This is a genomic window from Aliiglaciecola lipolytica, assembly GCF_018860635.1.
In the GTDB taxonomy this organism is placed as follows: Bacteria; Pseudomonadota; Gammaproteobacteria; order Enterobacterales; family Alteromonadaceae; genus Aliiglaciecola; species Aliiglaciecola lipolytica_A.
In genome coordinates this window covers 261,873-277,191 of sequence record NZ_JAHKPT010000021.1, presented here as the reverse complement: position 1 = coordinate 277,191, position 15,319 = coordinate 261,873, and the positions used below count along the sequence as shown (strand labels likewise).

The following is a 15,319-nucleotide window of genomic DNA, read 5'->3' as shown; positions in this document are numbered from 1 at the left end:
TCCCTCGATATACCTCATTGTGATTTACACTGTCGCGATCATTTCCATGTCAATCTAGCTTCTTGTGTTTGTACATTCAGATAAACAGAACAATATGCAAACTCTCGGGTGAATATATAACCATCCCTTTTCGCAGGTCCTTTAGGAGCGCCAAGCCTATTTTTAAATGCGGGGAAAGTTTGCATCCAAGTTCGATTGCGTTGCTCGCCATGTTTATTGGTTTGTACGCCAAAACCATCGTGAGGGTAAAAGTAGCTATACTTTTCGGCCATTACCAAAAAGATAGCAGTTAGATAATCTAAACGCTTTTGAATGTGTTGGATATTGCCTACTTTCTGACGAGCCTCATCAAGTCCAATTTTTGAACTGTCTTGTTTTAATGCCTCACCAAGTCCTGCGGTAAAAGCTAAAATTTTCCCTTCTCGAGCAGCCTTTTGACCAGCTTCTATCCCCTTAACAAGATAGTCAGGTTTGGAAACACCACCAACGTTATGCTCAAATCCTTCGAAATATGAGCCATCGAAATATTCCATATATTCCAGTCCAGCGTTATCAAAACGTGCTCTGATAATGTTTCCCAAAATAATGTTGTCATCGCGGAATTCGTTATTAATTGCGCTGAGTAAGTCATGATATCCAGCGATTAACGCATCCGCTTTGGCTTGTCCCAGCTTCTTTGATTTAGCAAAATAGTAGCCAATAAGTACTTTGATATTGGCATCGATGAATAGGCCATCTATTGACTCATCGGTTAACATTTCCTTTGCGTCTTTGAGCCACCACTGTTGGACCTCACCCTTGGAGATATCGAAAAACCTCGTATTGCTGTTATCATTCACCACAGGATAATCGCCATCGTCAGTCTGCAAATATCCATTGGGTATTCTGGCGAGATCTTTGCTCGCTCCGCTGTGCCAATCTATAACGATATTTTTATAATAGAGTATCTTGCTTTTTGGATTAATCTGTTTGATTGCACGAGCTGCTTTCAAGGTGCCTTCTTGAACCGACCCTTCTTTTTTACCCTGAGCTTTTTCTAAGGTGATAAGTGGAAATTGGGCTAAATAGTTAAGTTCATCCTTGCTATATGATGTCTGTTTCCAAACGTGCATATATAGCGGCATAGTATCCCAAGAAAACTCTGGATACTTGTCTGAATTTGTTGCTAATGCCTGATTAAAAATTGCCAAACCTGTAAACAACGTTATAGCTTTAAACGTCTTCTTTAACATTGTTTATTCTCCTTCCCAGCCATTAATTTTCAAAATATATCCCGCGCTACTGTCATCATCGTGACAAGCAAGGTATAGGTAATCCGGTTTGCCATTTTTCCATAAAATACTTGGCCGCTCGCTACGAGCCAGTTTGTGACCGTAATAAATTTGGTTCGTTTTATAGGCTTCACTTGGTGTGCCCCAATCAAGGCCATCTTTCGATTTATACAGTAACCCCGGTCTCCATCCCCCTTTCTTTGCATCACCGGTATGCTTACCTTCCAGCAACGCCGACACATCTTGTCGATCTTCTAAGATCATGTAATACATGCCGTTGTAATAAAATGCATAAGGATCTTCAATATCCACTTTTTGCTCTGCATAAGTGATCACAGGACCTTTTTCAGAAACCCTATACGGCCCTTCAATATTATTACTTGTGGCGAGCGAGATCTCACGATAAATCTCGCCTTCATGGGTAGTCATGGTTTTATGGTAAATCCTATACTCACCATCGGGCGCGACAACAAAAGTAGGATTTGAAGCATGTTCACCATTTTCAGGTGTCGCTTTTATAATTGGATTATGCGGACTTTCGATCCAAGGCCCCATTAAAGATTGGGTGGTTGCTATGCCCACTTCTTGCTTTGAACCGTTCTCGTCTTTGTATCGATTTAATAGAAACACGAGAACGAATGTGTCGCCCACTTTTGAAATTTGTGGATTATGATAGCTGGCACTGTCACTGACCAACACATCACCTAGCAGCGTATATGGGCCTTCAGGTTTATCTGCTATCCAATGTACAATTTTACTATGTTTAGTCCATCGGCCATTTTTAGGAATAATAGAATTAAAGACGTGTACTTTACCGTTGTCATCATAAATCGGCGCCATCCCCCATGTCCAAGTTCCTTCTGGCGCGGGCAAGATAAAAGGTCCTGGCAACATAGATTTTACTAAGGCTGATTCTTCGATGGCTGCTACTGACTGGGACAAAAGTCCAAATACAAAGGCAGAAATAGCTATATATATTGTTCTCATCAACTCTCCACTTTGGTTTAACTTAAATCAAATCACAAACTCAGCCAGTAGGACGATGAACATTAATTTATCTATTTTTGTTTATTGCATTTCTACTTAGCAAATTGCGTATAAATAGACGTCATATGAATAATATCAATTAGTTCGACGCCTTCGATTTTATATCACATACAAATCATCATTGTATATATAAAACAAAATATAATTAAAACATAGTCAACATCATTTATTGACATCAGATGCAGCTAACTTCAAACTCACCTGAAAAGTCGCTGATTGACCTGCCGACAAACTCACTTTTGTGTAATTTTCGCCGAATTCTGAGGGACCCAGTATGTGCTCTTCACTTGCCGTTATCTGTTTAATTGGCGACGGAAATTTCATATCGAAATGACTCTTTCTTGTTGCTACTAGGGATAGCTCAATTTGTTTTGCCTGCTCACTCCATTTTGCTGAAACTTTAATTCCTAGCCGGGTTAAAATATCGCTAAAACTTCCTTCGTCCCAATCACCTGGAATCGCTGGTAAAATACGTAATATGCTTTGCGTAGAGCCTACTAACATTTCAGTAACTGCTGCGCTATAACCAAAGTTCGCATCCATTTGAAACGGTGCTGTTGGCCCCCAAATAAGCGGTAAGGTCGCGCCCATGTTTCGCCAATCATTGTGATAGGTAAATAGGTTTTGACCTAAACAACAACGGGTTAAAATATCCAAGGCTTCTTGTGCTTTTTCACCGTCATCTAAGCGCGCATAAACATTTGCCATATGTGCAAGTGACCAACCGGTTTGTGATTTCAGACCAATACGTAAACGTTTTTCAATGGCAACTTTGCTGGCCTGAAATAGCTCAGGTTCAGACTCAGCCGTAATTTCTTGGCCGGGGAATAATGGATAGATATGGGATTGATGACGATGCTCATAATTGTCTTTAAAATCAGGATGCATCCATTCACGTAACGCGCCATCTTCATTCACTGCATAATTTGGCATATCAGCAAGTAACGCTTTCCAACGTTTCACACCGGCTTGCTCTATATCCAATAGTTCACTAGCTGCTATTAAATTGCGCAGTACTTCTTTGGATATCGCAAAGGCAATGGTTGAATTAATTTGTACTTTTACTTTATGAACACGACCTGTTTGTGCATCGGTAATATGCATTTCTGCGGGTTCGTTTTCTGGTGATTGGGACGGAAAAATCATATTTTTACCGTCAGGTCCCTTAACAATAAAGTCTTCATAAAATAGCGCTACTTCTTTCATGAAAGGAACAGCGCGATTTCTCAAAAAGTTTTCATCGCCGGTAAACAGGTAATAATCATAATAAAATGCTGCTAGCCACCCCGCAGCATCGGTCCAGTTAACCACATGTGGTGCGGTATGGCGAAGCACCCCGGAATCTGGAGACATAAAGGGAGGAATATAAATACCCCGTGTTCCCCACAATTTACGTGCGTTTTCCCGAAATTCATCAATATGGCTGTCAAAATAGTCATAAAACGCCATCATCGACTCTTTCATATTACCAGGAAGGCCCTGCCAATAGGTCATTTGCAAGTTTTCGTTGATACCATATAAAGAGCGCCAAGGTGGGCTATAATAACCATTCCAAATACCTTGTAAATTCGCAGGATAGCCACCAGCTGTACTGCTAGAAATAAGTAAATAACGGCCATACTCAAACATCTTTTGTTTAAGCTCTTTAGATACATCACCTTGATAAGCATTGAGTAACAAGACTTCATTTGGCGTGTTATTGCTACCATTTGGATTGATATTGACGTTTATGCTATTAAATCTCTGACTTTGTAGGGCACTATGCCGCGCAAAATAGGCGTCATAACCTTCATCAATTTCGGCAAGTTCGCTTTTGAGCCGGGCAATTGCAGTAGAACTATCTTCGTTGGCAAATACGGCGATGTACAACGTCACCTCGTCTGCATTTTGATAGCTAATTTTACCTTCCGTTTGTCCAACATAGCCGTCTAACTTTCTTTTTGCACTAGGTATAATGTTCAGCGCTTGAGCATTGCTACCATCAACAACCACACGCACTACGCCACCAAATTCACCGCGATCACTGCCTGTTGAACTAAAACTAATAAACTCACCATCGGCGTGACTTTTGTATCGGAAGCCCGGATCAAAATTGCCACCTTTTTGTGCGATAGCATCCCGTAAATCGTGAATATCTAAAGTGACTTCACCCGTAATCGATTTGGCCTTGTTCGCTTTAATAGACATCAGCGATATTTGATCAGGGATTGAAACAATCAAACGACGGGACATGCTAATGTCACCATCTCGCCATTTCACTTCTATTTCACCGGTTTCAAAATTAAGCGTGCGCGCATAGTCTGCGAACATGCGTTCAGCGTTTGTAGTTACCAAAAGATCAAACGCGGGGTGGTACTTGGCATTGGCACTATCTAGTCTTTTTTCCCTTAATTTATTGGTGTAATGATAGTTAGCCTCAAGGTACTTTTTATCCAACATCAGTTGTCGCACCACGGGTAGTTCATCTGAAACGTCGGGCAAAGGTGATATTTTGCCGCCATACCATAATTCATTATGGTTAAATAACACGCGCTCTTCAGCTATCGCACCGTATACAGTGGCAGCGATGGTGCCGTTGCCAGCGGGTAAGCCTTCACGCCAATTAAACGCTGGCGTAACCATAGTAATACCGTGTTTATATGCAGTCGTTAACGTACTCTCTTTACGTTCAATAGTCGGTGATTGCATTGTTGAGGGCTCGCCACTACACCCCACCACTAACAACAATCCACTTAAGCTCAGTAACATTAACTTTGCAGTATAAAATGCTCGTTTGAAAATCATAGTCAGTAACTAACCTTCGCAGATTGTAAGCTATCAAGTATGGCTAGCCGACGTTGTTGATCGGCATCAATGCCGAAATTAACCTGCCAATTAATTTTTGGTTTGGGTTCGCCCTTGTTGGTTCGTTGATCCTTTATGGATTTCTGAACAGCGCTGTGGAGGCGTGCAACTATTTCTGGGTTTTGTCGGGCAATATTAACCGTTTCACCTTGGTCGTCTTTTAGGTTAAAAAGGGTTACATGTTGGTACCATGGTTCGTTACTTTTGGGCGTAAAGTAGCCTTCTTTTAGCTTTTTAGCGTTTATTTGATTTCGTTGTCTAATCTCTGCGATTTCTGCTAAAGATTTATAGATGAGTTTCCATTCACCATCACGTGCAATTAAAATGTTATGTAAACTACTGATAATAACCTCTCGTTGCCCAACAGGCGCTTCCTTACCTTGTAATTGAGGTAAAAAACTTACACTATCAACAGCATAATCAGGTGTTGGTTGACCGAGAATATCAGCGGTGGTGGCAATAAAATCCTCTAAGGTAATATTGTCGTTTTCTCTACGATTCAATTCACCTTTAATGCCTTTAGGCCACTTGACTAAAAACGGCACGCGATGACCGCCCTCGAACAAAGTGGCTTTTTCGCCACGTCGTCCGTCGTGAGTGTCGTGCCCTGCCTCTTTAAGTTCTATTGTTGCGCCCGGGTAAGAGCCATTATCGGCAGTGAAAATAACTAGCGTGTTCTCTGATAAACCTTTTCTGTCTAAAGCATCGAGCACTTGCCCAACGGTCCAGTCAATTTCCATACGGTAGTCAGCATTCGGGCCAATTTTGCTCAGCCCTTGAAATGCTTTCGAAGGAACAACAGGCGAATGCGGTGCATTAAGAGGCATATATAAAAAGAAAGGCTCATCTTTATTTTGTTGTTCAATTGCCGCTACGGTACGTTTTGTAAATTCCCCCAGAACTTGAGAGGGCTCAAGATCAGGATCAGCAAAGCCGGTGCGATGACCAAATCGATTCTTACCAACAAGGTGCTCTGTAGGTATTTTACTTGCTTTATTATCGACAAGATAAACGTATGGTGCAAAATCTAAACTCCCCGCAATACCGAACCAAGAATCGAATCCATGGTCGGTTGGACCGCCATAAAAAGGCGCACTAAAATTAATGCTTTTATCTTCGCTAAGCGTCGCTTTATGGCTCATACTTTGTCGTGACTTCACCACTGAGCCATCTTTCATCGTCCAACTTGTGCCAAGGTGCCATTTACCCACCATCAATGTTTTATAACCTTGGCTACGTAAAAAGGTAGCAACGGTTTCTTGCCCTTCAGGCATAATGCGAGAGCCATAATTAGCGGCAAGATTAACGTTTTCACGCCAAGGATATCGGCCCGTCATAAGACCATAGCGTGTAGGAGTACAAATAGATGAACCTGTATAGGCTTGCGAAAATGCGATGCCTTCTTGAGCAATTCTATCAAGGTTTTTGGTCTTTATTTTTCCATGGGGAGCAAGTTCTTGAATATCTCCATAGCCCATATCGTCAGCCAAAATATAAACAATGTTAGGTTTGCTAGTGTCTGCAGATACTGAGGGAGACAAGGTGAATATCACGCAAAGTAATGTGACGTTTTTCAATAATGATGTTCTTGCAAATATTTTCATTGTTTATCCGTATGTTTAATTGCCCATTCGTTTTATCAAAACTGCCCCTCACAACCTGAAGAACAGTCAAGCTAACAAGTCATTTCAAATAGCGACAAATAGGTACTTTATTTACTTAATAAGTTAACCAAATCATTTGCTCTTTTTGATTTCTTACAATGATCAATTTAAGGCCTTCTTGCCATTCCGTTTGATCGTATGCATCACGTAAATCGGTATTGCTGACTATTTTCTGTTTCTTATCATTAACAATGGCGTAAAGTACGACGTCCCCAACACGCAAACCTGCATTTTGCGCAATGCCACTTTTAATGGTTTCAACAAATGCGCCTGCTATTTCAGGAATACCCAAGGCAGACTGCTCACCTAGTGTTGTAACCGAATTAAATTGCGCACCAAATAAGCTAATTAAATGATCGTGTCGGCCTTTCGCGTCTTTATTTGTTAATTCGGGAATGCTGGGTTGCTCGGCTTTTTCTTTTAAGTGCTTGCTTAACACGCCAAATTTATCCATCGCAAAGTTTTTAAAACCAATTTTATGGGCAGGTGATGCTTTACCAACGTGATAGTTGCCAGATTGTGGGTCGACGAACTGCGGGTCGCCATAAATAGAGTGTTGGTCAGTATTAAATGCTTGCGACGCCTTTAAGTGTTGTTCTGTACTAAATAGGTTGTAGTCAATTTCTTGCCCCCACTTTTCTATTTTCATTAGCGCCGGTTTGTAGGAGCCAAAGACAATATTATGACGAAATACATCTTTACTATTTTCAAACCACACATGTGGATGCAGAGAATTATTGATCACAATATTGTTCTCAACGACCCGATTAAAACCCTCACGCAATTTAATGCCACCGCTTAATGCCAGATTATTATAAATTTGATAATGGGAAGAACCGTCATCCAAATCTATATCCCAGCCATGATCACATTGAAAACGATTATTCCGAATGACAATGGGCTTTAACACATCGAGTTTGTACAAATCAGGATGTGTTTTGGCGATATCGAACAAAACGTTTCGATTCGGATGCCAAAAACGATCCCGTCCCCAGGAATTAAATGCGCCATGGTCACTGGTTTCTAACACAGTATCAAATACGTCGTTGTATTCAATGATGTGCCCACCCCAAGCCCCCTCACCAATGTTAATACCGGCACGGGGAACATGATAAATAGAATTGTGGCTAACGGTAATATCTGCCGCCATTTGAATTTGCACGCCAGCTACTTGTTTTTCAATTTGTCCTATGTGGTGGATCAAATTATCGTGCGCTTTTGAGTTAGCCGGGTAATTAGCTGTTTTGGGCCCAGCTTGCATATCCATATCATCAAGTTCTACATATGTGCGATATTGAAAACTTGGCGAACGTAAAGCATCTGGGCTGCCAACAAAGGCGATAGCACTGGCCCCAATATTAAAAATCTCATTACTAGCAATAGTCACATTACGATTATAGTTACTGACAAAAACGCCATTCCCCCCTAACTCGGTAAACACGTTATTGCTGATTTGGCAATTTTCAGTGCCTTCTAGCACAACAGCACCACCGCGATAAATCGTCCAATCGCTTCGCTGCAACGGCTCTTTGGTTTGCATGAATGTCTTTTTAGTTTGGGTAAAGGTAATACCTTGTATATGGATATTTTTAACCGGCTGATTAATGCTGCCCCGCAGTTCAATAAGATGTGCCGATTGAGATACGGTAACTTTGCTATTTTTTATATCGAAGTCTTGGGAAGGATAAAAATATAAGGTTTTGGTTTGTTTATCAAAAAACCATTCGTTTGGAGCATCAAGCTCTTCGAAAACGTTTTCTACATAGCGGTACATGTTATGCAAACCAGAAGTTCGATTATTTGGGAAACCACCTTCTAAAATCACCTCGCCACTTTCGTCTACACCGGTAATTTTATAGTGCATGCCGCCCCAGCGAGAACGGTGTAAAGCATGCACAAAACCGCCCTCAGGATTTTTCCATGTTGCAACACGTTCACGGGCAATCGCATCAGTCGCAAATCCGTTAAATATAGCAATATCTTTATCAAAATTAGGATAACGAGCTCTAACTTGTTGTTTACCATCGATGAAAAGCAAGTCGAATTCTTTTGCATCAACCTGTGTTTTTAATAGCCTATCGTTATGACGTTGCCACTTGGGCTTTATTGGTGTTGCGCCGCTCAATACTACCTGATGATTATTTACCGGTTTGATAACAAATGGGCTTTTTTCGGTTCCAGAAAATTCTGGGCCTAAAATAATCCCTTGTGTCAGATGATATGTACCTTCAGTTAACTGAATTTCGACCGACTTTTTTTGTGCTAACAGTTTTTTAGCGTGAGAAAGTGCATCTATCAGACTATCCCCGCTTGGGTGAGCGACTAAAATAATGCGCTCACCATTGTGTGTAACCTTAAAACTGGAAAATACTGCTGTTTGCTGAGCCTTCGTCTGTTGGCTAGACGTTTCTGGCGTTGCCGCGTATTTACAACCTGTGAGCGCTATTAACAAGGACAAGCATAATAAAGTGGCATCTTTTTTGTTCATGTAAAGATTAATTCCCAGAGTAAATAGAGTACTTTATTGCTTATCACAGCATGTTATTTTATTTAAAAGCGCAAACAGAAAGTTGCAAATTGTTGTCGACTACTACCTTCTACTACGAATTTCCTGAAGCTCAACAAGTAATTGCTTGGCAATATCAGGGCGCTTTTCAAATAGATTAGTGGTTTCAGCTGGATCTTCTTTTAGGTTGTATAACTGCATTGCTTGTCCATCCGGCTTAACGCGAGTGAAACCACCACTGCCCTCACCTTCAATGAGTTTCCAATCTCCTTTTCGAATGGCAAACAAGCCTCTGTGAGAGTGATGAATAACGGCACCTCGCTGATAATTTGTGGTCTGTGTTGAGGTTAATTCAGAAGAAAAATCGACACTGTCTAAATTATCGAGCTGTTCAACATCTGCACCTGTAATAGATGCCACTGTAGCCAACAAATCATTTAGTACCACTAATGAAGAACTGACTTTGCCTGCCACAAATTTGTGAGGCCAGTTGATGATCAAAGGCACTCTATGGCCACCTTCATGGATATCTGCTTTTTGACCACGAAGCTTGCCATTGGCGTAGTGATGGTATTTTTGCTTGTCATTGTCGGTCCAATGGGCGCCGTTGTCTGAGGAATAAATAACGATGGTATTATCGGCAATGCCCAAGTGCTTGAGTTGCTCATTCACCTGTCCTACCAAATTATCCACATCCATCACAAAATCACCATAATGACCTGCAGCGCTTTTACCTCGCGACGCTTTGCTGGGTAACCAAGGAGTGTGTGGCGCTGGTAACGCATAATATAAAAAGAAAGGTTTTTTGTCGGCCGATTGTGACGCCAATTGAATTTGCTCTAATGCTTTTTGGGTAAGGGTTGGCAAAACGTTTTGATGATCAAAACCTTCGCCAATCAATCCTTTGCGCCAAAACCCCGCACCGTCATTTCGACGAAATTGACTCGCCTCCACAATTTTTCCAGTTAATGGTGTCGCTAAGGTCTCATTTTCGATAAACACATAAGGTTCCATATCAAGCGAAGCTGCTATCCCATAAAAATAGTCAAAACCCACTGAATTGGGACCTCGAGTCAACTGACTCCAATAGTCAGTCTCGGCATAGCCGATGCCCACATGCCATTTCCCCACCGCTATGGTGTTGTAACCTTGTGACTTTAACATCGATGCAATTGTGGTTCGGTCCGACTCTATAAGCGCTGGTGAGTGTCCTCTTAACACGCCACGTTTTAAATGCGTTCGCCATGCGTATCGACCTGTTAACAACGAATATCTAGAAGGGGTACATACTGCAGAGGATGAATGTGCGTCGGTAAAAGACACGCCTTGTTCAGCCATTTTATTAAGATTAGGTGTGGCAATTTTACTTGCAGGGTTATACGCCTGAATATCGCCATATCCCATATCATCAGCAAAGATAATGACAATATTAGGTTGTGCATTTTCTATCGGTTGTTTTGCTGTTTCATCGGCATAAGCGTCACTGTAAATCACGCCAAGCAATACAGAGGCAGTAAAACTGATCAATCGTGCTCTATGTTTATTAATACGCATAGTTAGTTTTGATCCCGTAATTTAGACTTTACATGCTCAGGGATAGTTGCAGGGAACTGTTGCTGTAACCGCAACATTTCACCGCGAAGGGCTTTTACAACCTCTGGGTGCTGGGCAGCAACGTTATTTTCCTCGTACCAATCTTCTTTTACTTGGTACAGCTCTTCTATTTTAAGGGTATCGTTGACTAACAGTTTCCAATCCCCTTTCAGTATGCCGTAATTTGGCCAATTCGGTGTGGCAGTGCTTTTACTTCCCTTACCCGGAGGCCAAACCCAATACAAGGTTTTACTTCGCTCAAAGGTTTCGCCAGCAAGGGCTAAACGAATGCTTTGTCCGTCAGACACATACTCTGCAGGCAAAGTGGCGCCAGCAAGATCAGCAAAAGTGGGGAGTAAATCAACGGCATTTAAAACCGAGTTTTTATCGATAGCCCCAGCAGGTACAACGCCAGGCCAACGGGCAATAAAAGGTACGCGCACTCCACCAGCATATAGTGAACGTTTAGCGCCTTTTAATCCTAGTGTTTTACCCACTGAATAGAAGGTACCAAAGCCTGGACCAGTTGAATCATCATCCATAAACTTTCGCTCGCCGGTTACTTCAGGACCATTGTCTGAGCTAAAAATAACCAAAGTATTGTCGTCAATGTTCAGCTCTTTAAGCAGCGCCATGATTCGCCCAACATCGCGATCTCCAGCTGCAATAATGGCTGAGTAAAGCATTTCTTGTTCGTTTAAATGCCCGTACTCCTTCATTAATGCAGGTTCAGGATAATGTGGCGTATGAGTCTCATGGATCCACAAGTTGACAAAAAACGGTTGATCTTTATGGCGCTTAATAAAATCAATTGCTTGGTTAGCAGTCTCGGATGGCGGCATATTGTAACCAGGTAAATTAAACGCACCGTATTCGTCATAGCCGTATTCAGTTGGCAGTGGCGCATCTTCAATTTGTACATTGGTTAAATGCCATTTACCAAAATGTCCCGTGGCATACCCCGCATCTTTAAGGACACGTGGCAGCATTGCAGCTTTTGCGTCAAGCCAATCTGGCATGCCAGCTCGCTCGTGATGTTTAATGGTCGCAAAATGTTGATTTATGTTGTTTCTTGAGGGGAACTGCCCGGTCATTACAGCAGCGCGACTAGGAGAGCACACTGGGCTACTCACTGAAAATTGGTAAAAATCAGTTCCCTCTGCGGCCAATTTATCGATATTGGGCGTGTTAACTTGCTTATTACCATGAACACTCAGATCTCCCCAGCCCCAATCATCAGCAAAGATATAAATTATGTTGGGTTGCTTTACTAAGGGCTTGTCTGAAGAATGAGCGTTATTGTTAGACGATTTAGTGGAACCGCAGGCCGCCAGTCCCAAACAGATTAGGCTCGCTAATCCAACAATTCTAACCTGCTGTAATATTCTAGACACTGCATAGCTGCTTAGGTTGAGACTTTCGGCGACGCTAATAAAGTTATGTTTATCCATTTCTGACTTCTCTTTGGGATTATTTCGCCCAGAACATTAACCAAAATTTATAACAAAAGATTAACACAATGCAATCATATTTAAAATATTATTTTATATATGATAATTACTGATGATGTTTTTGAAAATGAATGCCTATCTTTACACTAGAAAGTCACTTCAGCCGTATAGAAAAAATTCACGTCTCTAGAGCTTAAACCTATATTTAATAAAGGCTACCCCTAGCTACGCCCTCTTAACGATTCGCTCTTAACTAGCAATTGACAAATTTCCCTAGACATAAAGAACCTAGTAATACCCTCCGCCATCAATGTTAAAAATACGTTTATTTTTCACATATGAAATGTTATTTTATTTTTAATGGACGGTTAACATTGGTTGTTCTTGTATGTGAAATAGTTCATATAAGTGCGTGGAATTAGTAGCAAAAACGATTTTTAAACAATTTGAAAAATTAATTAATACAACAAGTAAATAACCCTAAAAAGGGGGGGACACATGAAAATACGCAATATTTGTCGTAGTGCGGTAATCCTAGGCCTAATGTCTTGCAATGCTTATGCGGAAACAAAGGCTGCATGGATGCAAGGTAATTGGGGAATTAGTTATCGAATTCCTGGTGGCGATGTGGCTTACTCTGGTAGCCATGTAGCGGAATATAATGTAGACGCAGCAGTAGAACAAATTTCAGCCATTCCAGGTTTGAAGTGGGTACAACTTAATTTAACTAACGGTGCCTCTGGCGACCGGTTTATCGTGCCAGTTTCCGAGGTTGAAGCAATAAATCCTTTGTCAGCACCCAATAGTTATAATGATTTATATGACCCAACTATTCCCGGTCAAGATCTCTTTGATCAACTCGCTCTCGCTTTCAAAGCAAAAGGTATCAAAGTTATTGCTTATATTGCGACGCAAGGTCCAGGTATGCTCAAACACGGTGCGCAGAATTCAATGGATCTAGATAAATCCATTCCTAATTGTAAATCTTCTAAGCCATTAATTACTGATCCTAATACCCAAGTGTATTGCTCAGCGAATATGAATCGTTGGAGAGATTATGTGTTAGAGCAATATCCATCAAGCAGTCTTTATCGCAGCTTTGAATTGTCGATGGTAAATATTGTAGAAACATTATCATTGCGTTATGGAAACACAATTGATGGTTGGTGGTTTGATCATTCAGGATTTGGTGATAGCACATTGCTTCATGCCGCCGCTTTAGCTGGAAATAGTGATGCTGTCGTAACATTTAACGAAGGTGATAAAGTGCCTTTGGTAAATAACCCAGACACCCTAGACGATTATACCTTTGGACATCCAACTCCAATCGGTAGCGAAGTTTCGTCGGATGATAAAAACCTTCCCATGTTAACGTCGATTGAAGCTACATCAGATGGAGTTTTTCCGGGCACTGGTAATGATGTTGGTTCTGTTGGCCATATGTTCATGCCGCTCCAAGAAAGTTGGAATGGTGGAACCGTGGTATTTTCTGAAGCAAAAGGATCAGATTGGCTTAATCGAGCATTAAAGGCCGGAGGCGCTTATACATGGGCACTAAGTCAAGATAGTAATGATGCCCTTGGTGGCGGAGGAGCAAGAATCATTTCTGAACCACAAGTTAAAATGCTTGAACGAATGAATTTCAATATTGGCAAACAATTACATATGAATTTAGACGGCGCTGATGGCACTACTGCTTATGATGATTCAGTGAATCAATATACGGCTTCCGTATCAGGTGCTTCCTTTGTAAATGATGCAACGAGAGGAAAAGTTGCCAGCTTTACTGAAGGTGATCAGCTTGAGTTAGACAGCTATGCAGGCATTTTAGGTCATAATGCTCGTACGACTATGGCGTGGATTAAAACCTCAGACAGCAAAGGTGACATTATCGACTGGGGCAACAACACAACTGGAGAACGTTGGTGGTTGCGAGTAGTAGATGGTAAATTCAAATTGATATTAAAAGGATCTAATGTTTCAGGAACAACTGTGCTTAACGACGGCCAATGGCATCATATCGCAGTTGTCGCACCTGATAATATTGTTGAAAACATTCGAGTTTATATAGACGGTGTTTTAGAGAATGTTGCTGTGAATGATAATGCTTCTGCTACCTTTAATACAACGTCGGGTGGCAACGTGGAAATAGGTGGCGCATACACAGGCCTTATAGATAAAGTTGTTGTTCACGATAGAGCGTTAGCCGAAAACGAAATTGCTTATGTTGTTAATTCAGCAAATGCAGACCTTGATTTAGAAGTAGCCCTAGATGTTCGATTTGAAGATTCTGCGAATTCAACTCGTGTGACAGACAGTTCTGTTTATAACCGTTCAGGAATTAACAGAGGTGCGATTAGCGGTATTTATGATGCTTTTCGTGACAGTCAAGTTTATTCATTTAGCGGTGTCGATAGTGGTGTAGATGTTGATGATTTGTATGACAGTGATTACGCACATGAAGTAGTAATGACAACTGATAACTCAAAAAACTCAAAGGGGTATAGTGGTGTTAATGGTGGTGAGCCACGCACGGTTATGGCATGGATAAAAACGACCTTTGGTGGTGCTGTTATTGCTCAATGGGGTAATAAGAATTCTGTAGATGGTGAACAATACGAAGTGCGATTAAAAAATGGCGCACTGAGATTAGATATCACCGGTGGAATTGTGAAAGGCACGACACAAATTAATGACGGTGAATGGCATCATATTGCGGTTGTTTCTTCCGATGAACATTTGGCAAATACTAAGCTATATGTAGATGGCGTTTTAGAAACATCGACGGTCTTAGGGTCTCAAAAGACCATAGATACAACGACACTCAATGGTGATAGTCGTGACGTAATAATTGGCAGTACTTTTGTCGGCGAGATGGATGACTTTATTATTCATCAACGGGCATTAAGACAGTTTGAAATAAAAAATGCTGCAGGTCTTTAA

At 41.3% G+C, this 15,319-nt stretch carries 8 protein-coding genes; 1 reads left to right on the top strand and 7 read right to left on the bottom strand.

What is annotated here, in order from left to right:
• Nucleotides 1–38 precede the first annotated feature (38 nt).
• The 7 genes from KO530_RS09650 to KO530_RS09620 form a co-directional block, all read right to left on the bottom strand.
• Nucleotides 39–1,232, bottom strand: coding sequence for a putative glycoside hydrolase (locus KO530_RS09650; RefSeq protein ID WP_216048206.1), 1,194 nt, complete (start codon nt 1,230–1,232; stop codon nt 39–41).
• Between the two features lie 3 nt (nt 1,233–1,235).
• Nucleotides 1,236–2,258 (bottom strand): glycoside hydrolase family protein, encoded by a 1,023-nt coding sequence (locus KO530_RS09645; RefSeq protein ID WP_216048205.1) that lies wholly within the window; start codon nt 2,256–2,258, stop codon nt 1,236–1,238.
• Nucleotides 2,259–2,480: 222 nt separating this feature from the next.
• Nucleotides 2,481–5,102 carry a glycosyl hydrolase family 95 catalytic domain-containing protein gene (locus tag KO530_RS09640; RefSeq protein ID WP_216048204.1) on the bottom strand — a complete coding sequence of 874 codons (2,622 nt, stop codon included), beginning with the start codon at nt 5,100–5,102 and terminating at the stop codon, nt 2,481–2,483.
• Nucleotides 5,103–5,104: 2 nt separating this feature from the next.
• Complete coding sequence (locus KO530_RS09635) at nt 5,105–6,766, bottom strand: sulfatase family protein (RefSeq protein ID WP_216048203.1); 1,662 nt, start codon at nt 6,764–6,766, stop codon at nt 5,105–5,107.
• 115 nt (nt 6,767–6,881) lie between these two features.
• A complete protein-coding gene (locus tag KO530_RS09630; RefSeq protein WP_216048202.1) occupies nt 6,882–9,314 on the bottom strand; it encodes a right-handed parallel beta-helix repeat-containing protein in 2,433 nt (810 codons plus the stop codon).
• A gap of 102 nt (nt 9,315–9,416) precedes the next feature.
• Nucleotides 9,417–10,886: a sulfatase family protein gene (locus KO530_RS09625; protein ID WP_216048201.1), complete on the bottom strand. Its 1,470-nt coding sequence runs from the start codon at nt 10,884–10,886 to the stop codon at nt 9,417–9,419.
• Between the two features lie 2 nt (nt 10,887–10,888).
• Nucleotides 10,889–12,376 (bottom strand): sulfatase-like hydrolase/transferase, encoded by a 1,488-nt coding sequence (locus KO530_RS09620; RefSeq protein WP_216048200.1) that lies wholly within the window; start codon nt 12,374–12,376, stop codon nt 10,889–10,891.
• 498 nt (nt 12,377–12,874) lie between these two features.
• Between KO530_RS09620 and KO530_RS09615 the strand changes: the two genes are divergently transcribed.
• Nucleotides 12,875–15,319: a LamG domain-containing protein gene (locus KO530_RS09615; protein WP_216048199.1), complete on the top strand. Its 2,445-nt coding sequence runs from the start codon at nt 12,875–12,877 to the stop codon at nt 15,317–15,319.